Origin of the sequence: Ureibacillus aquaedulcis (assembly GCF_030418165.1) — a bacterium.
Taxonomy (GTDB): Bacteria; Bacillota; Bacilli; order Bacillales_A; family Planococcaceae; genus Ureibacillus; species Ureibacillus aquaedulcis.
Window position 1 is genome coordinate 18,332 of the sequence record NZ_JAUHTQ010000004.1, and the last position, 20,837, is coordinate 39,168.

The window sequence follows — 20,837 nt, forward strand, 5'->3', positions numbered from 1 at the left end:
AAGTGGAGATTTCGAAATTAAAAAAATTGATCTTAACAGCGTTAGTTGCTGCAATTTGTGTAATCGGAAGCTTTATAAAGGTACCTGGATTTGTGGCCACTGCTGCATTGGATTCTGCCCCTGCATTAATTAGTGTCGCATTTTTACCACCACTGTACTCAGGATTCGCGGCAGGCCTGGGACATTTAGCAACAGCTCTAACATCCGGATTTCCATCAGGACCATTTCATCTCCTCATCGCTTTGGAAATGTTGATCATTACGTATATCTTTAATGTACTGCATAGAAATGGATTACATATATTAAAATGGATATTTTTCATTATCGGAAATGGTGTACTTGCTGCACTACCTTTCTATTACCTAATTTCACCCGCATTTTTTATTGGCGCTGTGCCAAGCTTGGTGGTTGCAGCAGTCATCAATGCTGTAATTACGGCGATTGCCTTGCCTATTATCGGGAAAGTATCAGCGAAAGGAAAGTATGAAATATATGAGAAATGCGATTAAAATAGACGAGACGTCGGTCGTGACGATTGATAATTCAGGCTGTATTGGTGAAAAAGAATTGGATGAAGTGCATGCTTCAAATGAATTGACTGCTTACTATACTACACGTGTTGCGTTATTTGAACAGTGGTGTGCGGGTGCAGAGCCTACACATATCTTCTTATCAAACTTTACCGGTGAGGAAGCGTGGGAAGATTATAAGAGGGGGATTCAAGCAGCATTTGACGAAATAGGTGCAGCATTGCCAGCAATCAATGGCTCTTCTGAATCAAATTTTAAATCATTGCAATCCGGTATTAGTTTAATGATCGTAGGTAAAGTAAAGTATGAAAACTCTATAGAAAATCTCCAATGGTTTGTTGTTGGAAAGCCGTTGGTAGGACAAGAAGTAATAATGGAACCACAGGATGTTGTTAAATTGAAAGAAGTACACAATTTAATTCAATTGAAAGTTGCAAAACACATCTGGCCTGTTGGCTCTAAAGGCATTCGATCAGAACTTGAAAGGATTTTCCCGAATCGTAAATTCGAATGTCCGCTGGATTTGGAAAAATCCAGCGGACCGGCAACCTCGGTCATTGTAGGGATACCTTTTGACAAGATAGAAGAGTTCAAAAATCTAATAACTACTGACTGCTATTTGGTAAAGATAAACTAAGTAATAATTTAAAGCCCAGCTATCTTCTAGAGAAAAGAATAGCTGGGCTTTATATATATATAATGAGAATTAAATCCCCGAGCCTATAAAAGGGATTTCTGATATTGATCTACATATAAGAAATAAGCTTCGTCATAGCATTTTTTAACCATTTGTGTAAATGAACCTTCCCGCAGCTCCTGCACAGCTGCTTTAACAAATTGTGCCTGATCTTCAAGGAAGATTTGAATTTCCTCATCCGTGCCTTCGAGAGCCTCAAAGTAACGACGGGTTTTGCAACGCTCCATCATGTCATGTAATTCATATTTTTCCATTACAAGCTTGATCCATTCGTTTAAACCTGTCGCCAAAAATAGAGAAGAGAGATAGAACAACTCAGGTGATGCATCTGTTCTTTCCTTTAAATTCTGGAAATGTGCCTCAACCTTGAATGCGTCATAAATCAGAACATTAGCTGTATAATAAATCGATGTCTCGTCCGTTTTAATGATTATGTCATCATCTGGCAACAGCAGCAGCCAAATATTAAAGGCCATTATCCATCCATCCATTAGGGTAATCCCGCCTTCTTTCAGAAGGTAAGAATAGTTGTCCAATTTTGTTGCCATTTGTTTAAAAGTGTCAACATGATGCTGTTCAATGTATAAAATACTGTGGTCTATAGTAATCTTCTCATACATCATAAACACCTCTTAAAGTATAATTAACAGCTTATGTAGATAGTTTATACTTAGTTTATGGAAATTATCTAATATTGACAATTAGAAAGTATATAATGTCGATAAAATAAGTAAAAGATAATGGAAAGGGATAGTCCCAGTATTAATTTTATGTGTAAAGAGACATAAGAAAACTCCTTCCAATTTAAAAATTGGAAGGAGGGGATATTACGATTCGCCTAGTTCTTTAATCGTTGGGTTGTTGTAAATGTCTTTATCCAGGTCACCCAAAATTCTTGCCGTCGTAACACCGGCAGTCATAGAACCACTAACATTCAAAGCAGTACGTCCCATATCAATCAATGGTTCAACTGAAATCAATACCCCTGCAAGTGCAACAGGCAGGTCAAGTGCCGACAAAACGATTATGGCAGCAAATGTTGCGCCACCACCGACTCCGGCCACACCAAATGAACTAATGGCAACAATAACTATAACAGTTGCGATAAAGCCAATATCAAGGGGATTAATCCCTACGGTTGGTGCAATCATGATTGCCAGCATCGCAGGGTAAACACCCGCACATCCATTCTGGCCAATCGAAAGTCCAAATGAACCCGCGAAATTTGCTATTCCATCAGGTACACCTAAACGTTCTTCTTGTGTTTTTAAATTCAATGGCAGGGTTCCAGCACTGGATCTTGATGTAAAAGCAAAAAGTAAAGTTTCACTTACTTTTTTCAGATACATAATAGGGCTTAAACCAGTTAGCGAAATGATGATCAAGTGAACAAGGAATACAACAAGTAATGCCGCATAAGAAGCGATTACGAATTTCCCTAAATTATAAATTGCTCCAAAATCACTCGTTGCTACAGTTCGTGCCATTATAGCCAAAATCCCGTAAGGTGTTAATCTTAAGACAATCGTCACGACGCCCATAACCAACGAATAGATTGCATCAATCGCCTTATTAATCGTTTTGGAAGTCCCTTCATCTTTACGGACAATTCTTAAATAAGAAAAACCTAGAAAGGCAGCGAAAATAACTACTGCAATAGTAGAAGTTGAACGTGCACCAGTTAAATCCAGGAATGGATTAGCAGGAAACAGCTCAATAATTTGTTCTGGCAGGGATTTCACTTCCGCCGATTGTTCTTCCAAGGAAGTACCTCTTTCGATTTCTGCTTCACCTTGAACTAATTGAGAGGCATCAAGGTCGAATACGGTAGCAGAAAGTATGCCGACACCGGCAGAAATTGCTGTTGTACCAACAAGTATAAGTAAAATAAGCCCAGCAATTTTGCCTAAATTATTGCCAAGTTTCATTTTGGTAAAGGCTGCCAATATGGATATGAACACAAGTGGCATTGCAATCATTTGCAAAAGTTTAACATAGCCGGTACCAATGATGTTGTACCAAGGGACAGTACCTGTAACCACATCGGAAGTAGCACCAAAAATAAGCTGAAGGGCTAAGCCTAACAGAATACCAAGGCCCAGGCCTGCAAATACACGGTTGGAAAACTTAACATGTTTTTTATTTAAATAGCGTAAGAATCCCATAAGTACAATTAATATTGCGACATTAAGAATTATCATTATTGTCATCTAGTTTCACCTCGAAAAATAGTATACCAGAATCCTAAGGATTATAGGAGAAAAATGTTTATAAGATTTATAGGAATTATAAGTTTAGAAGGGTATAAGGTGTTTCAACACTGCTTATTATGGTGGATTTGCCTTCTTAGTATGTGTTTTATGAGAAAATTCATTTATAAGGTTGTAAATGTAAACATTTACTGTAAAGTTTGATACAATACAAATTATTCTAGTTACATACATTGGAAAGGAAGAAAAGACATGAAATCCCCATATACGTTTAAGCATATTGCACCAACAAATAATAGTGAAGAGCATCAAGGGGCCATCTTTTTATTTCATGGCTTAGGAAGCAATGAAGAGGATTTGCTGCAGCTAGTAGAAGAATTTAAAGGCCAATGCCATATCTTTAGTTTAAGAGGGCCTATAACACATACTCCTGGATTTGCTTTCTATACTTTTGAAGAAGAAGGGAAGCCGACAAGAGAAGTGTTTGATAAAATGATTACCTTTACTCAAAGTTTTATAATAGAAGCTATCGACCAGTTCCATCTCGATATCAACAAGATTTTTTTAATCGGATTTAACCAGGGTGCGGCAGTTGTCGAAACACTTACCCTAACATTGGGTAATCTTGTTAATGCTGCGGTTGCCTTGAGTGGTTATTTACCGGAATTCGTAATGAATGAATATAAAAAAGTTCCTTTAGAGCGAACGAAGATATTTATCTCTCATGGTGAATATGATTATGACTTTCCAATCCAATGGGGACTAAGCAGTAAAAATTACTTTGAAGAGATCGGTGTGCAAGTTACCTTTAAAACTTATCCGGATGGCCACGGTGTAACACCTGAAAATTTAAAGGATATGGTTGACTTTATTGCCGTTAATCTAGTGGATACAGTGAACTAATAAAAGACGCCTATACAGTATTGCTGTATAGGCGAAGTATTTACTAGATCGAATCAAGCAGATTTTCAGCTTCCTCCAGAGGCATTGGTTTGTGGAAATAATAGCCTTGTCCTGATTTGCATCCAATTTGCTGCAATATAGAATACTGCTCAGGGGTTTCGATACCTTCCGCTACAACATGCATTCTTAACTTTTCGGCAAGTTGGACAATCGTTTGTACCACTGCATGCATATCACTGTTATTGATACTATTAATAAAACTGCGATCAATTTTAATCTCCGAGAAAGGCAGCTGCTGCAAATAGCTAAGACTTGAAAAACCAACCCCAAAATCATCAATGGAGCTCTCATATCCTAATTCATTTAGTTCCAATAGGATTTCTTTAGCCTTCCTGAAATCGAACAACTCAACACTTTCGGTTACTTCAATCTTTATCAGATCTGGCGTTATCTCATATTCCTCCACCAAAGAAAGAAAATCTTTCACAAAAGTTTCGCTATAGAAGTGAACAGGTGAAATATTGACAGCGATAGGCACCATTTTCAGACCCCTGGAAAGACGGACATTTTGGAATTTGAGTACTTTTCTCAGAATCAAAATATCCACTTCATTTATTTTTCCACTCTTTTCAGCACTTGGTATAAATTCAGCAGGAGAGACATGACCTAAAACCGGTGAATACCACCTTGCCAAAGCTTCAAAGCCTTCAATTTCATCTGTATTCAGGTTGATTTTTGGTTGTAAGTGGACGGTAAATTCTTCATTTTGAATGCCGAATTGTAATTGATTTAATATATTGAGTTCTCTTTGAATGATTTCATCTGAGCCCATTTCAAAATACGATACCACGGAATTTTGAAGACGTGATTTTGTTAAAGCTGTATCTGCACGCCGAATACTTTCATCAATAGTTAAGTCTTTATTAAAGTGAGATACCCCAATTCTTAATGTGATGAATATTTCTCTTTCGGCGATTGTAAATGGAATCGATGTTACTTGTATGATTTGATTGATAAACTGATCTAGATTTTCTCCATCAGTTTGTTTAACCCCCAAGATAAAGGAAGTAGTTGAAAATCTACCATATATAACCTCTTCACTTAGTTCATTCATTGATAAAAAGCGATGTACAATCTGACCAATTAATTCATCCCCAAATTTCCTCCCGTATAAATCAACAATGCTTGAATATTCATTTGGTTGAATGAGCAGGAGGGAGCCTTTTATTTTCTGATCAGCCCAAGTGGCTAAACTTGTGTAAAAGTTATTATAATTTGGTATGCCTGTCGTCATATCAAAAAATGCTAATTTTTTTAGTTCCTGTTTCTGTTTCACATATTTCATGGAGAGAGCAACTATGGGAGAAAGTTTTTTTAGAAATTCAATATCTACCAGCCTAAGTTGCATTTCTTCTTTTATGTATATCGAAAAATAGCCGAGTAAAATTTTTTCATTAGTAAAAATGGGCTTTGACCAACATGAAGATAGATTATATCTTTTTATTAGTTTATTTGAATCGTGACTTGTTGTCGCTATATCATTAATATAGATAACACTCTCGTTATAGCCTGTTGCTCCCCCAATTTCCAGATGATTCATGGTTTTAATCAAGGAAAGTGGGAGGGAACCGCTGGCAATGGCCGTTAAATTGCGTTCTGGGTTCACGATATGGATTGCACAGTAAATATCACGAATATAATATTCTTCAACCTTTTCAGTTATTAGCTGCAGAATATTGTTTAGCTCGCCATTCTCTTCCAAATCAATATATACTTCATGTTCAAGCTTTGAGAGCATCTTGCTTAACATCTGCTCTGTAATATCTTTGCAATGAATTATAGCATAGGAAGCTATATCGTTATGATCCTTGATTGGTTGACAGGTGATATGGTTCCAAAAAGCGGATCCATCTTTTTTATAATGTATAATGTTCTTTTCGAAAGAGTTTTTATTGGCAAAATTAAAAAAGAGTTCCTCATTATGCTCAATACTTGTTTTAATCCCATTTAATAAATCGAAGTTTTCCTCAATTAATTCATTTTGCAGGTAACCAGTTAATGTTGTAAATGCTTCATTCACATAGACAAAAGGATAATCATTTCTTTCTAAGCTTATGATGGCGATACCAATATGAAATTGCTCACTAAGATTACAAAGAAATGGAAATAACTCATCCTTTGTGAGGGGCATTTTCGTTTTATACATGCCTGTTCCCCCGATGCAATAAATTGTTTAAAAAAAGTATAACAAATTAATATAGATTATAGCAGTATTATTTTATAATAGTTTGAATATTTGATTATTACAGGAAGGGATATATAGATCGCTGCTGTCATTGGAGGACTGGAGATGGTCTACTTTAACAAGTAGATTACTGTTCCTTTTTTTCCTAATTAACAAGTTTTCTCTCCTTGAACCTAAAGTAGTGAATTTAAGTTAATGCGCTATTTTTTCATAATGTTACTTGTACGAACGTAAAATAGTTTCAAGCAAAATACCAAAAACTCTCTTTTTACTGAGCTTGCTTTGATGACAACTTAAAAGGTTGGATGACTGAAAGAGTAATAGAACTGCTTTTTCAAGGAAGATTATACCCTGAAAAATTGAGAAGGGAAGTATGAATGAAGATAGATGATGTTGTTTTGGAGAAATTAGGGGTCTATTTTGTGTATCATGATATCTATAATCGGTATGGAATTCGCTTTGAAACATTTGTAGAGAGGTGGGAAAAGGGGATTTTGGAAATATAAGAAAAACAGGCAACAGTAACTCTACATGTTGCCTGTTCTGCTAGAAGTGTTTTAATATCCACTGATTAGCATCAGCCCAGGTATTAATTCTCACGACATTTGATGGAATCGACTTGCGATTGTATGGTGTATCAAATAATAACACCGGGATATCCAGTTCTTCTGCCAGCATCACTGCGTTATCATGTTTATCCTCAAAGAAGACGTCTACAGCGTGCTTTTTGGCTACAGCTAATTTATCATGGCTTCCGATCAACTCGATATGATGGAAGGGAACTTTATGATCCTCGAACCATTTTTGCGTAATATTAAATACACTTATATCACGTGCAGAAATATAAAAAAGTTCATATGAATGCTGCCATTTTTCTAAAATAGTCTGTGCATCCTGTGCAATGGTGCTAACAGAATACATATACGCTTCATTTTCCCTGAACCATTTTGCAAATTCATTACGGTCCACTGGATGGGGAAAAGCGCTTAAAAAGTCATATTCAATAACATCGTTCAAGACTATGTTTGTCTTATAGCGTTCGTTAATGTGAGGAATGAGCGTGTCTGGTGTAGTCACTGTTCCATCAATATCAATCCCGAAACGTGGTTTCTGCTTGGAAATCATAAAAAAACTCCTAGCCTAAGTTAACTTGTGCTTCTTTCTTTTCTCGTTCTTCAACCATTTCAGCAGCCAATTTATCAATTTCTTTTTTCAGTTCTTCAACCATAGTGGCTTCAGGTACTTTACGAACTGTTTTTCCTTTCATAAATAACAGTCCTTCCCCGCGTGCACCGGCAATACCGATATCAGCTTCGCGTGCTTCCCCGGGACCATTTACCGCACAACCAAGAACGGCTACTTTTAAAGGAACATTTAATTTTGAGATGTATTCTTCTACTTCGTTGGCAATTGAAATAAGATCGATTTCAATTCGACCGCAAGTAGGACAAGAGATAAGGGTAGCCATATTTGATGCTAGGCCAAAGGATTTTAATAATTCACGCGCAACCTTCACTTCTTCTACTGGATCGGCTGATAGGGAAATGCGAAGTGTATTCCCGATACCCTTAGACAGGATTGCACCCAGACCTGCAGCAGATTTAACTGTACCTGCAAATAAAGTGCCTGACTCTGTAATCCCTAAGTGTAATGGGTAGTCAAAGGCTTTGGCAGCTTTTTCATAGGCTTCAATTGCAAGATTAACATCAGAAGCTTTCATTGAAACGATAATATCATGGAAATCCAAGTCTTCTAAAATTTTAATATGATGCAATGCGGATTCTACCATACCATCGGCAGTCGGGTAACCGTACTTCTCTAATATATGTCGCTCTAATGAACCGGCGTTTACCCCGATACGGATCGGAATGCCTTTTGCTTTAGCTGCATTCACAACAGCTTCGACTTTCTCGCGACGGCCGATATTTCCTGGATTGATGCGTACTTTATCGATCCCGTTTTCAATTGCCTTTAATGCTAACTTATAATCAAAATGAATATCCGCTACTAGAGGGATATTTATACGTTTTTTAATATCAGCAATCGCATCTGCAGCACGCTCGTCTGGCACTGCTACACGAACGATTTGGCAACCTGCTTCTTCTAACCTAAGAATTTCTGCAACTGTTGCTTCTACATCATGTGTTTTTGTTGTACACATACTTTGGATGAATAGTTCATTACTACCACCAATCGTTAAATTACCCACACGTACAGGACGTGTTTTTGAACGGTGAATGAGTTCACTCATGAAGATTCTCTCCTTTTTAAGGTACGTAGCTTAACATTTCTCGTACCGCACTTCCATTATTTTATCAGTGTAGTGAAAGATGAACAAGGAAGAAGCGTCATTTTTTAATCATCAGCAATTATTTTCTGTTTTATCATAGATTGGTATTTTAATAAGCTCCCCGGTAACCATGGCTTGCTTTTGCAAATGAGGATTCAGTTGATAGAATTGTGCCATTCTTTCTGGATAAGATAAATCAACTTCCGAAGGATATGCTGCAAGCAAGGATTGTACAGTATCACCGGCAACTGTCACTACAGAAAGGGTTTTAATGGTAATTTGCTGCTCGCATGCTTCAATTTCTTTTTCGTGATCAAAGGCTGCCAATGGGACAGTCCCTTCAGTTAAATCTATTTTAATCACGGCTGCTATCAGGAAAAACACAGCCGTAAAGATTAGAAATCTCATAAAATTCCCTCCTTTCTCTCACTATATGTAGAGAAGGAGGAATCATGCCTATTATTTTTTTGGTATTTTTGGATATTTTGTTGAAGCTAAAATTAATAGAATGATCGTAATAAGAATCCCCAGTATAGTAGAAACTATGCTAGAAATCTTTAATATTGATAATAGTACAGTTAGAAGTGTCGACCAAGTAATCGCCAATGCGGCTGTACGCCACATATGCCGGTATTCCCCTCGGCGATGCATCACTTTTAAAAGGATTACACCAACAAATGCATATATACTAACCCTTATAAAAATGAGAATTGTCGATGTTAGTGTTAAGAGTACAAAAGCGAAAGGATACAGGAGCCATTGTATATCTTTTACATATTCCGTTAACCCTGTAAAGTTGTATGAAGTCTCCGTTACGCCTGTTAAAAATTGGAAGAATGAATAGATTGTTACCACAGCGATTAGTAGAAAAACATATTGAATTGTTTTACCGATCGTTAATAATCTATAAGCCGCTAATTTTTTTGGATGAACGAGACTATCAATAATAAGTTGCGAGTGTTTTACCATATTTTCTCCTCCATATGTGAGTTTAACATGAAGATAAATGGTCTATAAAGATACAAGCGATAAATTTAATAGAATAAAAATTATTAATTCTTCATTTGAAACTTTTTAAGAAGTCTATCGTATATCATTGGTAATCAGGAATAGGAGTTGTTTTTTTGGATATAATTGCATGGGTACTAATTATTGCTAGCTTTGCCGTCGCGTTTGTAGGTCTGGTTTATCCGATCATTCCATCCGTACTTTTTATTGTACTGGGCTTTATCGTATATGGGTTGTTTTACTCATTCGCAGATCTGGGCTGGTTATTCTGGACAATTCAAATCTTGTTTATAATCCTGTTATTTGTTGCAGATTCCCTTTCCAATTTGGTTGGAGTGAAAAAATTTGGCGGTACAAAAGCGGGAATGTGGGGAAGTACAATTGGCTTGCTTATTGGACCATTCATTATCCCTGTAGCGGGAATTTTGATTGGACCTTTTATTGGGGCCGTCATAGGGGAACTTTTAGTCACGAAAACAGAATATAAACAAGCACTGAAAGCTGGTGTAGGGTCATTAGTAGGCTTTTTGACATCCATCGTAACAAAGGGGATCATCCAGGTAATTATGATCATTATTTTTATCATTGCGATTTGAATGAAAGAAGTCTAGAGGTAAATGCAGCCAACCTTTCCGTCAAAAGGCTGAATTGTAATTCTGAAGTGTTTATTGATTGAATCAGGTCAATAATTTTGATAACCTAGAAAAGGAATCGAGATTACTTTTTATTTTGAGGGAGGAAATACAAAATGGCTTATGAATTACCACAATTAACTTATGCTTATGATGCATTAGAACCAAACATTGATGCAAAAACTATGGAAATCCACCATTCTAAACATCACAACACGTATGTAACAAACTTAAACGCTGCAGTTGAAGGAACAGAATTTGCAGGCAAAGATCTTTTGGAACTTATTTCAAACATCGATGCTCTTCCAGCTGACAAACAAACAGCTGTACGCAACAATGGTGGTGGACATGCCAACCATACATTATTCTGGGAAATCCTGGCTCCAGGTGGAGCAACAGCTCCAACTGGTGAATTAGCTGCTGCAATTGACGCTAAATTCGGTAGCTTTGATGCATTCAAAGAAGAATTCGCAAAAGCTGCAACTGGCCGTTTCGGTTCAGGTTGGGCTTGGTTAGTAGTAGATGGCGGCGAAATCGCAATCACTTCAACTCCAAACCAAGACTCTCCAGTAATGGAAGGTAAAACACCAGTACTAGGCTTAGACGTTTGGGAGCATGCATACTACCTAAACTACCAAAACCGTCGTCCTGACTATATTACTGCATTCTGGAATGTAGTAAACTGGGATGTAGTTGAATCTAAATATCAAGCTGCAAAATAAGCTGAATTAGACCCAAAGAAGTAAAATAAAAGCGCTGGCTCAATACATTTATGAGCCAGCGCTTTTTTAACTATGTAGGGGACTAGTCTGTTTCTTACCGACAGGACCTATAAAGGAATAAGAATATTTGAATCCAGGAAGGAATACATTAGACAGAGATCCTATTTCTGGAGTGAATCACTTATAAAAGTTGATTGATTGTGCAATTTGCATAATGAATGGAGTGGATTATTGGTTGCAATAGTGAGTTCTATTAGTATAGTATTACTTACTCTTGTTCTTAGCTCAGTATTTCGGCGACAGTCCAAAGAAAACCATCTTTCCAGTTGCTTAGCCATGTTTGTAACGATGACGAAAAGTACATTAGTGGGAATACTGGTTGGAATGTGGATTACCGATATGGTATTTGCTACAGTTATTGCAATACTTATCAGCTTTTTGTTGGTTTGCATCATGACCTATCAGCTTTCCATTAAAATTGTTTTAGAGAGTGTAAGTGCACTTTTTATGGGGGCAATGATGGGGGCGATGCTCAGTATCATGACAACAAACAATCAACTGCTTAGCATCGTTTTTTTTACAATTATTTATTTAGTTAGCTGCATTTTGGCAGCAGGACTATGGAACAGACAAACCTACCACAATTTTATTAAAGGTATTCCATCCAAGGTAAAGCTGAGTATTGCATTAGCTGTTCTATTTTTGGCAGTAACGGCTTTTATCGATTTAAGGTCGATAGCAAACGATGAAGTGAAAACTGAGCAGCATCAACATCATCATTAATCGATTCAGCATGAAGTTTATCGCTTCATGCTTTTTTAGTTTTAACCAAAAGCATAATAATCCGCTAAAAGGTTCAAATTATGCTATATGGAGGTGAAGATGTTGAATAAAGATAAAAAAAACTCACTGGATCGAGAAGAATATGGACATGGCTACGATTTGAGTCCTGATGATTTTGATGTCATTGGTCAAAACGATGAGGCGAAAAAACAAAACCAGAATGAAAATAATGACAAGCGTGATAATAAACATAACCCATCCAGATTAAATCAATAATAAAACGAAGGCATTCGGCTTCAAAGCAAATTAATTTGAAGCTTAATGCTTTTTTTTCGCAATAATACATCATGTCGAATGTTTTTTTCGACAGAAGTTCTAAAAACTCCCCTTTTTTCTTAAAGTGTAACGAGAACAAATAAAGGGGAGTGTACATGCTTATTGATGGAGTGTTCTCAGGTGGCGGTATAAAAGGATTTGCATATATTGGGGCGATGCAGGTTCTGGAAGAAAAGAATTATCGCTTTAAACGTGTGGCAGGAACAAGTGCTGGTGCCATATTGGCATGTTTTATAGCTGCAGGCTATACTGCAAATGAGATAGAAGAAATCTTGGATGAACTCAATTTGAAATCACTTCTCGATCCTCCAAAGCCAGCTGGTACTCTTCCTTTTTTAAAGTGGCTGAATTTATACTTTCGGATGGGATTATATAAAGGAAAAGCACTCGAAAAATGGTTTCATAAAAAACTGGCGATTAAAGGGATCCTGACATTTAATGATTTACCAAAAGATTCATTAAAGCTCATTGCGTCGGATCTGACAAATGGCAGAATGATTGTCATACCCGACGATTTAGCTTCCTATGGCATTGATTGGAGAAAGTTCCCGGTGGCCAAAGCATTGCGTATGAGTTGCGGCATACCATTTTTCTTTGAACCAATTAAGTTAAGTAATCGAAATGGTGAGTGCCTATTTGTAGATGGGGGAGTTCTTAGCAATTTTCCATTGTGGGTTTTTGATAATGGAAATAAACAACGCCCTACTATTGGGTTGAAACTGAGTAATCCCAGAGAAGATATGCCACCCCAGAAAATCAAAAATGGATTGAATTTATTTGAAGCACTGTTTTCAACAATGAAAAATGCCCATGATGAACGTTATATTGCCAGGAAGCATGAACGGAATATTGTTTTTATACCTGTGGAAAAGTATAGTGCAACACAGTTTGACTTGGACGAAGAAACCAAAAAAACGTTGATAGAAATTGGGAGAAAGCGTACTTCTAGATTTCTGGAAACCTGGAGACCGTCGTAAAGCAGATTGGATAATTCCCGCTGCACATCACATACTTATCATGATATGTAAAAGGGAGAGAAGAAGATGTCAAAAACACCGGAGAACACAGCAGCAAAAATATTGGAAGATAATATGGTCGGAACAATGGCGACAATTGAAGGGAATAAACCTCACGCTCGTTATATGACTTTCTTTAATGATAATTTTACTTTATATACTGCAACAAGCAAAGATACACATAAAGTGGAGGAATTATCAAAAAATCCACATACTCATATCCTTATTGGATACGATGGTAAAGGGCTCGGCGATGAATATCTGGAAATTGCAGGAGAAGTTGAAATATCCAACGATGATGCAATGCGGGAAAAAGTATGGAATAATTCTTTAAAAGATTGGTTTACAGGCCCACATGATCCAAAGATGGTCATTCTAAAAGTTACCCCAACCCAAATAAAACTCATGAATACAAAGGGGAAGGACCCTGTAAATATTAACTTTTTATAGCTGCCTGATTATATGGCTCAATTTATATCCAGAGGCGGTTGTCAGCAATGGGCAATCGCCTAATTCTTATGAAGAAAATAAAAGATATGATGGATTTAGTAAAAAGATTTAAGAAACTGGTTCTATCTTGTCCAATTTTTCTTACACTAAAGTATGAAGAAGAATTGAGGTGGATAGTTTGTCGAAGAAATGGAGCATAGCTGCGCTGGTTTTGTACGTAGTCTACGCTGTTGGTATGTATTTTTACATATTTCATGGGGCATCGGGAGGCGTTCCAGCTACATTGAAGGGGACTGTAGCTGACCCGCAAACCTTCATGACGGAACGGGAACTTTATTTAAGTGATGATTATTCAAAAATACGAAATTTCCTCTTCTTTGTTGTTACACCTTTTGAATGGCTAGTTTATTTTTTAATTTTATTTATGGGGATTTCCCGGGTTTTCGAAAAATGGGCGGATACCAAGTGGCGGTTATTTAAAAATGGCGCTTATTTATTCCTTCTAAATCTTTTTACGACGATTGTCTTTTATCCGATTGATATCTATCGCTATTCCCTGAGTAAAGAATATGGAATTAGCACCCAAGGATTTTCTTCATGGATGAGGGATTACGTGATTGATTTTTGGGTGAATTTCGGAACGACATTACTCATTGTTTTAGTGTTGTATTGGTTGATTCAGAAGAGCGCAAAAAAATGGTGGCTTTACGCATGGTTACTTACAATCCCGTTTGCTATTTTTATGATGTACCTTCAGCCGGTTGTCATCGATCCTCTTTATAATGAGTTTACACCACTGAAGGATAAGGAGCTTGAAGCGAAAATCCTAAGCCTTGCAGATCAAGCGGACATTCCTTCAGATCATGTATTTGAGGTGGATATGTCCGAAAAAACCAATGCACTGAATGCATATGTAACAGGAATAGGAGGCAACTCGAGAATTGTCTTATGGGATACAACACTCAATAACTTGACAGATGAAGAAATTCTATTCATTATGGCGCACGAGATGGGGCACTACGTAGAGAAACATATTTATATTGGAATTGCCCTCTATTTGCTGTCTATGTTAGTTGGATTATGGTTAATCTCCAAAATCATGCCATGGATGGTTTCGAAATTTGGGCGAGTGTTGAATATCGAGAAGGTGAGCGATATTCGTTCACTTCCTTTATTCTTGGTATTAGCTTCATTTTTACTGTTTATTTCTAACCCAATTTCCAATACTGTTTCAAGGTATCAAGAAACAAGGTCAGATGAATATGCAATGGAACTAACCGGAGACGCCGAGGCTGCGGTCAGCACATTCCAGAATCTTGCTAAAGCGGGGTTAAGTGAAGTAAATCCTCCATGGCTAGTTAAGATATTCCGATATACACATCCACCAATGTTGGAACGCATCAATACAATCGCAAGATATACGGATAAAAACGAAGTTGAAACGGAACAGCAAGCCGAATAATAGAAAATTTAAGAATAGCTAACAATGTAAAATCACTGTTAGCTATTTATTTTTCGTCAAAAAATAGAAAATCCTCTATTCCTGATAGAAGTAAGAGATTTTTGTAATAATTGACTAATATATATTGTCGGAATACTTCGTCTTATCTACCGCTTCTATGTTATATTAAAAGTTATTAAATAATAAAAAGTTATGGGCAGATGTAATTTGACAGTAAATAATTATCTATCCCATTATTCTGCTTTTTATGAAGGGGAGTAAACAAGATGGCACAATTAACAGCACCATTTCGTTATGATCATGTGGGAAGCTTTTTAAGACCGGCAGAGTTAAAAGAAGCGCGTTCCAAGTTCCTAAATAACGAAATTACATATGAAGAATTGAAAAAAGTAGAAGATCAATCAATCATTCGTTTAATCCAAAAACAAAAAGAAATGGGTGTTCTAGCGATTACTGACGGGGAGTTCCGTCGCAGCTGGTGGCACTTTGATTTCCTGGGTGGCCTTGAGGGAATGGATTATTACGAAAAAGAACAAGGCTTAAATTTCCATAACCTTGAGACTCGGAAAGAAGGAGTGCGAGTGGTCGGGAAAATCGACTTTGGCAACCATCCATTTCTAGATCATTTTAAATTCTTGAAAGAACATGCTGGTGATTCAACGGCGAAATTCACAATCCCAAGTCCGAATATGCTGCATGCCCGTGCAGATGGTAATGCAGAGATCTATCCAGATGATCAAGAGCTAATTGAAGATACAATCAAGGCTTACCAAAAAGCAATTCAGGCTTTTTATGATGCAGGCTGCCGCTATTTACAACTTGATGATACTTCTTGGGCAAGCTTATTCTCCGAGGAATCACGAGCTAAATTAGTGTCTGAAGGCAGAGACCCTCAAAAGTTCATGGAGACGCTTCAATATGTCATTAATGAATCGATCAAGAATAAACCTAGTGACATGACAATTACTATGCATATTTGCCGTGGAAATTATAAATCGACATTCTTCTCCAGTGGTGGATACAATTATGCCGCTGAAGTGATTTTCGGTGGATTAAATGTCGATGGGCTATTCCTTGAGTTTGATGATGAGCGTTCTGGAAGCTTTGAGCCATTACAATATGTAAATCGCCCTGATCTGAAAATTGTACTGGGCTTAATCACATCAAAATTTGGTGAACTAGAGGATAAGGAAGAAATCAAAGCACGCATTCAACAGGCAGCAAAATATGTTTCTTTAGATCAACTTTGCTTGAGCCCGCAATGCGGATTTTCTTCAACAGAAGATGGAAACATTCTGGAAGAGGAAAACCAATGGCAGAAGCTTACATTAGTTAAGGAAATAGCTGAAGAAGTTTGGGGTTAAATAGTAAGTAAAAAACTTGGGCTTACACTTATGTGTAGGTTCAAGTTTTTTTATAGTGGACGAAAAAAATTCGAAATATTGTAATTTGTAAACGTATACACCGTTTTCTATAATTAAATAAAGAGCTTCAATAAATTGTTTGGAGGGGTTAGATGGCGGCTATACAAAAATCCAGGCAAAACATTTGGTTGATCCTGCTTCTATTCGTTCTTGGAAGTAACATGATTTTATATCGTACGGAATTAGGTGAAAGTGTAATTGAAGGAGCAACAAAAGGTGTTGTGATTGGGTCGTTAATTGATTTGGCGATTGTGTCACCATTGCTATTTTTATTATGGAAAAAACAAAAAAGTGTCAAAGTGTTTGTTCTGCTTACGGCAACAGGTCTTGTCATCGCAAGATTCGTTATACCGATGGAGTATTTAGCGCCATATGCAGCGATTACCTGGGCAGCAATTGCAGTTGAGGCTGGACTGGTATTATTGGAATTGCTTTTGATTGTGACCTTATTTAGATTTCTGCCAAAAATAGTGAAGGCAACGAAGGAAAGTCCGCTGCCAATGAGTTTTGGTTTTTCCAACGCGGTCGATCTATATGTAAAAAAACACCCAATTATTCATATCATTTGTTCGGAAATGTTAATGTTCTATTATGCATTAATGAGTTGGAGAAAAAGGCCAAATCAAAATGACGGCACTTTAACTTTACACAAAAACTCAAGCTATATTGCGTTTCAGGTTATGATGATCCATGCCATCGTAATTGAAACGGTAGGTATCCACTGGTGGCTGCATGACAAATCGATCATCTTATCGCTAGTTTTGCTCATCTTTAATATCTATTCCGTAATTTTCTTCTTAGCAGACATCCAGGCAGTCCGATTGAACCCTGTCCATTTAGACGAAAACAAATTTTACATTTCACTCGGTTTGATAAAACGGATGGAAATCGAGTGGGATCAAATCGAAGAAATTATTACGGATAAAGAAATATTGAGGCAAAAAATTAAGAAAGATACAATCGATTTTATGGCAAAAGACTTCGAGGAAGTTATCCCGGATGTCATTCTAAAGTTAAAGAAACCTAAAGAAGCAACACTGATTATGGGAATCAAAAAACCATATCAAAAAGTGGCTGTTAAATTTGATAATCATCAGCTTTTTATGGATGCACTTAAAAAATATAAAACTATTTAATTAAAAGAGGAGCAATAGGCTGCCTCTTTTTTTTTCTGGACCAAAAAATTGTTAAAGAAATTGCTCTGTAGTATAGAAGTTCGATATATAATATAGGAAAGTTTGTTAAAATTCCCTAAAAAAGCTAGGTGGACGTTTTTGAAATTATTTATGCTCCGATTAACCTGGATTGCTGTCATAATTGGTACCCTGCTTATAAATACCTTACATACAAAAGCTGCTTTCGCAAGTGCGTTATTTATACTATCAGGAATCTTTTGTTTCTATTTTTTAATGCCGGTTGTAAAAATACCTCTTATAAATTTTATTCTTATTTTACTTTTAATTTCGCTTAGTAGTTTTATTTCGACGGATCATGCCTATTGGTTGCCTTTAATAGGATTTATGATGGTTGAAGCCACCATTCTATTAAAAGGCAAGCACTATTTTATATTCTGCATAACTTCAATCGTAGTCTCTATTATGTTCAGCTTTGTAAACAATCTATCAATTTATGATTTACTTCTAATGGCAACTATCTTTGTAGTTTGTTATTTGCTTTATCAATTTAAAGAGAATGCGCAATTAAAAGCATCAATCTATGATGAATTGTTAATGGAATATAGGCTGCTGAAGAGGATGTCTGTTGAACAAGAGCAGCTTGTACGCGCAGAAGAGCGTACAAAAATTGCAAGGGATATCCATGATTCCGTCGGGCACAAACTCACCTCTTTATTAATGCAACTGGAAGTTATCTCCATACAAAATAGCATGGATAGTATAGGGGAAGCGAAGCAGTTGGCAAGAGAAAGTTTGGAAGAGACAAGATACGCGGTAAGACAATTGAAATCTGCTGAAACAACAGGAATTCAGTCCGTTATCCAGCTTATACGAAAGCTGGAGATGGAAAGTCGGCTGCATATTCGCTTCACCCTTGAAAAAGGTGTCTTATCCTTACCTTTATCCAATAAACAAAGTGTCGTAATTTATAGAGTTTTACAGGAAAGTCTAACAAATGCCATGAAATATAGCCATTCCAAAGAGGTAGAAGTTATTCTGGGTGTAAATTCTTTGCAGCATCTACAATTTGAAGTGAAAAACAAATTGATTTCCAATAATCCAATTATTCAAGGGTTCGGGTTAAGCAACATGGAAGACCGACTGAGAGAAATTGGGGGAGAACTATCCATCTTAAGAACCGATCAACACTTTATATTGAGGGGCACCTTTCCAATAAAAAAAGATAAAAATACGGCTGAATCTATTGATGATGGGGTGAAAAGAAATGACAGTTCGAATTTTACTGGTTGAAGACCAGGCAATTGTCCGAAATGGCTTAAAACTAATTCTTGAACAAGATGAAAAGTTTCAGGTTATAGCGGAAGCAAGCAATGGGGCTGAGGCAATAAGCAATCTAAGAAATCACCAAGTTGATCTTGTGTTGATGGATGTCCGTATGCCTGAGATGAGCGGAATTGAAGCTACTAAACGTATTAAATCCCAATACCCGGATTTAAAGGTTATTATTCTAACTACATTTGAAGACGAAGAATATGCCTATCAAACCTTGAAAGACGGGGCAAATGGTTTCTTGCTGAAATCCTCTGAACCCGAAAAGCTGCTTTCTTCCATTCATAGTGTATTAAGCGGTGGATTAGTATTGCAGGAAGACGTTGCTGCAAAACTAATGCCAAAATTATTGCAGCAGAGAGTTGGACCCATGGATGAAGAAAAGTACCTTCCATTAACTGAGCGTGAAGTATCGATTGTCAGATTAGTAGGAGAAGGCAGAACAAATAAAGAAATAGCGAATAGTTTATTCTTATCCATCGGAACAGTTAAAAACCATATTACACATATTCTTCAAGAATTGGATTTGCGTGATCGAACACAACTAGCTATTTATGCGGTGAAAAATGGGTTGGTTTAAGCGGGTTTTACACCGCTTTTTTTATTTGGAATGGATAAACAAATAAAAAATGACTTAGGTCACTTTGTTTAGTGACGTCCGCTACTTAGAAGTTTTTTTCCAAATTGTTAAAGTATAAATAGAAAGGATGGGGTTGATTTGATTGAAGTGGTTAATTTGTCAAAAAATTTTAAAAAAGTTACAGCGGTGGATCAAGTTAATTTATATATTGAACCCGGGGAAATTGTAGGGTTACTTGGCCCTAATGGTGCGGGGAAATCGACAACGATTGCAATGCTCTCTACATTGATTTCTCCGACTGAGGGCGATGTATTGCTGAATCAAAAAAGTATTCTTAAGAATCCTTCAGATCTCAGAGGTGTTCTGGGTGTGGTTCCTCAAGAGATTGCACTATACCAGGATTTAACTGCAAGGGAAAATCTTCAATTTTTCGGCAGCATCCAGAAAATGGCCAAACAAGTTTTAAATAAACGCATCGACATTGTACTTGAACAAATTGGATTGCAAAATGAACCGAAAAAGTTGGTAAAACACTATTCTGGCGGTATGAAAAGACGTCTCAATATTGGGGTTGCAATGCTTCACGAACCAAAATATCTAATAATGGATGAGCCGACTGTTGGAATAGATCCACAATCAAGGAACCATATTTTAAAAACAGTCAAAACCTTGAACGAAAATTCGAATATGGCCATTATCTATACTAGCCACTACATGGAGGAAGTCGAATTTCTATGCAACCGTATCTACATCATGGATAAAGGAAGAATCATTGCATCTGGTACAAAGGAAGAAATAAAAGCGGTCCTTTCATCGGAAAACACTGTACATGTAAAACTTGAATATCATTCGAAAGGCTTTGTCAATGATTTGCTGGAGCAGCCAATGTTATCTAATATCAATGCAAAAGAAGGTGAAATCACCTTTACTGTTGCCAAAGGGATGGATTTTTTACCGATGTTGCTTTCCCTTTGTGAAAAAAATAATGTCATTCTAAAAAGCTTCCAGGTGGAAGAGCCGACTCTTGAAGATGTGTTTCTTCATTTGACTGGGCGGGCATTGCGAAATTAGGAGGGGGCAAAAC

Annotated in this window: 23 protein-coding genes; 16 read left to right on the top strand and 7 right to left on the bottom strand. The window is 36.9% G+C overall.

Translation table 11 applies throughout. From position 1 onward, the window contains the following. Positions 1 to 2 precede the first annotated feature (2 nt). Together QYB95_RS06935 and QYB95_RS06940 are read left to right on the top strand one after the other, a co-directional pair. Positions 3 to 509: an ECF transporter S component gene (locus QYB95_RS06935; protein ID WP_301137560.1), complete on the top strand. Its 507-nt coding sequence runs from the start codon at positions 3 to 5 to the stop codon at positions 507 to 509. Beyond that, positions 484 to 1,167 (top strand): hypothetical protein, encoded by a 684-nt coding sequence (locus tag QYB95_RS06940; protein WP_301137561.1) that lies wholly within the window; start codon positions 484 to 486, stop codon positions 1,165 to 1,167. Before QYB95_RS06935 ends, QYB95_RS06940 begins: the two co-directional genes overlap by 26 nt. A gap of 83 nt (positions 1,168 to 1,250) precedes the next feature. Here the strand turns inward: QYB95_RS06940 and QYB95_RS06945 are convergent, their stop codons facing one another. Together QYB95_RS06945 and QYB95_RS06950 are read right to left on the bottom strand one after the other, a co-directional pair. Next, positions 1,251 to 1,850 (bottom strand): hypothetical protein, encoded by a 600-nt coding sequence (locus QYB95_RS06945; RefSeq protein ID WP_301137562.1) that lies wholly within the window; start codon positions 1,848 to 1,850, stop codon positions 1,251 to 1,253. 204 nt (positions 1,851 to 2,054) lie between these two features. Continuing rightward, positions 2,055 to 3,437 (bottom strand): L-cystine transporter, encoded by a 1,383-nt coding sequence (locus QYB95_RS06950; protein WP_301137564.1) that lies wholly within the window; start codon positions 3,435 to 3,437, stop codon positions 2,055 to 2,057. Between the two features lie 252 nt (positions 3,438 to 3,689). Here QYB95_RS06950 and QYB95_RS06955 point away from each other — a divergent pair, with 252 nt between their 5' ends. After that, complete coding sequence (locus tag QYB95_RS06955; protein ID WP_301137565.1) at positions 3,690 to 4,340, top strand: alpha/beta hydrolase; 651 nt, start codon at positions 3,690 to 3,692, stop codon at positions 4,338 to 4,340. Between the two features lie 43 nt (positions 4,341 to 4,383). Here QYB95_RS06955 and QYB95_RS06960 read toward each other — a convergent pair whose 3' ends face one another. After that, positions 4,384 to 6,546 (bottom strand): EAL domain-containing protein, encoded by a 2,163-nt coding sequence (locus QYB95_RS06960; protein ID WP_301137567.1) that lies wholly within the window; start codon positions 6,544 to 6,546, stop codon positions 4,384 to 4,386. 416 nt (positions 6,547 to 6,962) lie between these two features. Between QYB95_RS06960 and QYB95_RS06965 the strand changes: the two genes are divergently transcribed. Then, positions 6,963 to 7,091 (top strand): hypothetical protein, encoded by a 129-nt coding sequence (locus tag QYB95_RS06965; RefSeq protein ID WP_301137569.1) that lies wholly within the window; start codon positions 6,963 to 6,965, stop codon positions 7,089 to 7,091. 40 nt (positions 7,092 to 7,131) lie between these two features. Here QYB95_RS06965 and QYB95_RS06970 read toward each other — a convergent pair whose 3' ends face one another. From QYB95_RS06970 to QYB95_RS06985, 4 genes are all read right to left on the bottom strand, one after another. Then, entirely contained in the window at positions 7,132 to 7,710 is a 579-nt protein-coding gene (locus tag QYB95_RS06970) for a 5' nucleotidase, NT5C type (RefSeq protein WP_301137570.1), read from the bottom strand. A gap of 10 nt (positions 7,711 to 7,720) precedes the next feature. After that, positions 7,721 to 8,836 (bottom strand): flavodoxin-dependent (E)-4-hydroxy-3-methylbut-2-enyl-diphosphate synthase, encoded by a 1,116-nt coding sequence (gene ispG, locus QYB95_RS06975; RefSeq protein WP_301137572.1) that lies wholly within the window; start codon positions 8,834 to 8,836, stop codon positions 7,721 to 7,723. Positions 8,837 to 8,947: 111 nt separating this feature from the next. Further along, positions 8,948 to 9,283, bottom strand: a complete 336-nt coding sequence (locus QYB95_RS06980; RefSeq protein WP_301137573.1) for a hypothetical protein — start codon at positions 9,281 to 9,283, stop codon at positions 8,948 to 8,950. 51 nt (positions 9,284 to 9,334) lie between these two features. After that, positions 9,335 to 9,844 (bottom strand): DUF1189 family protein, encoded by a 510-nt coding sequence (locus tag QYB95_RS06985; RefSeq protein ID WP_301137574.1) that lies wholly within the window; start codon positions 9,842 to 9,844, stop codon positions 9,335 to 9,337. A 155-nt stretch (positions 9,845 to 9,999) separates the two neighbouring features. On the opposite strand from QYB95_RS06985, the gene QYB95_RS06990 reads away from it, so the two are divergent. From QYB95_RS06990 to QYB95_RS07045, 12 genes are all read left to right on the top strand, one after another. Then, positions 10,000 to 10,479, top strand: coding sequence for a DUF456 domain-containing protein (locus tag QYB95_RS06990; protein ID WP_301137576.1), 480 nt, complete (start codon positions 10,000 to 10,002; stop codon positions 10,477 to 10,479). 152 nt (positions 10,480 to 10,631) lie between these two features. After that, positions 10,632 to 11,237 (top strand): superoxide dismutase, encoded by a 606-nt coding sequence (locus tag QYB95_RS06995; protein WP_301137577.1) that lies wholly within the window; start codon positions 10,632 to 10,634, stop codon positions 11,235 to 11,237. Between the two features lie 348 nt (positions 11,238 to 11,585). After that, the gene (locus QYB95_RS07000; protein WP_301137578.1) at positions 11,586 to 12,020 is read left to right on the top strand and encodes a hypothetical protein; all 435 of its coding nucleotides are present in this window, start codon (positions 11,586 to 11,588) and stop codon (positions 12,018 to 12,020) included. Between the two features lie 99 nt (positions 12,021 to 12,119). Beyond that, entirely contained in the window at positions 12,120 to 12,296 is a 177-nt protein-coding gene (locus tag QYB95_RS07005) for a hypothetical protein (RefSeq protein WP_301137579.1), read from the top strand. A 155-nt stretch (positions 12,297 to 12,451) separates the two neighbouring features. Next, positions 12,452 to 13,333 carry a patatin-like phospholipase family protein gene (locus tag QYB95_RS07010; RefSeq protein ID WP_301137581.1) on the top strand — a complete coding sequence of 294 codons (882 nt, stop codon included), beginning with the start codon at positions 12,452 to 12,454 and terminating at the stop codon, positions 13,331 to 13,333. A 66-nt stretch (positions 13,334 to 13,399) separates the two neighbouring features. Then, positions 13,400 to 13,822 (top strand): pyridoxamine 5'-phosphate oxidase family protein, encoded by a 423-nt coding sequence (locus QYB95_RS07015; RefSeq protein WP_301137583.1) that lies wholly within the window; start codon positions 13,400 to 13,402, stop codon positions 13,820 to 13,822. Positions 13,823 to 14,000: 178 nt separating this feature from the next. Beyond that, positions 14,001 to 15,284 (top strand): M48 family metallopeptidase, encoded by a 1,284-nt coding sequence (locus QYB95_RS07020; RefSeq protein WP_301137585.1) that lies wholly within the window; start codon positions 14,001 to 14,003, stop codon positions 15,282 to 15,284. A gap of 266 nt (positions 15,285 to 15,550) precedes the next feature. Continuing rightward, complete coding sequence (locus tag QYB95_RS07025) at positions 15,551 to 16,648, top strand: 5-methyltetrahydropteroyltriglutamate--homocysteine S-methyltransferase (RefSeq protein WP_301137587.1); 1,098 nt, start codon at positions 15,551 to 15,553, stop codon at positions 16,646 to 16,648. 152 nt (positions 16,649 to 16,800) lie between these two features. Further along, complete coding sequence (locus QYB95_RS07030; protein WP_301137588.1) at positions 16,801 to 17,844, top strand: beta-carotene 15,15'-monooxygenase; 1,044 nt, start codon at positions 16,801 to 16,803, stop codon at positions 17,842 to 17,844. 138 nt (positions 17,845 to 17,982) lie between these two features. Beyond that, positions 17,983 to 19,134: a sensor histidine kinase gene (locus QYB95_RS07035; protein ID WP_301137590.1), complete on the top strand. Its 1,152-nt coding sequence runs from the start codon at positions 17,983 to 17,985 to the stop codon at positions 19,132 to 19,134. Further along, entirely contained in the window at positions 19,109 to 19,753 is a 645-nt protein-coding gene (locus QYB95_RS07040; protein WP_301137591.1) for a response regulator transcription factor, read from the top strand. The genes QYB95_RS07035 and QYB95_RS07040 overlap by 26 nt, the downstream gene beginning before the upstream one ends. Before the next feature lie 138 nt (positions 19,754 to 19,891). Then, positions 19,892 to 20,824, top strand: a complete 933-nt coding sequence (locus QYB95_RS07045) for an ABC transporter ATP-binding protein (protein WP_301137592.1) — start codon at positions 19,892 to 19,894, stop codon at positions 20,822 to 20,824. Positions 20,825 to 20,837: the final 13 nt, after the last annotated feature.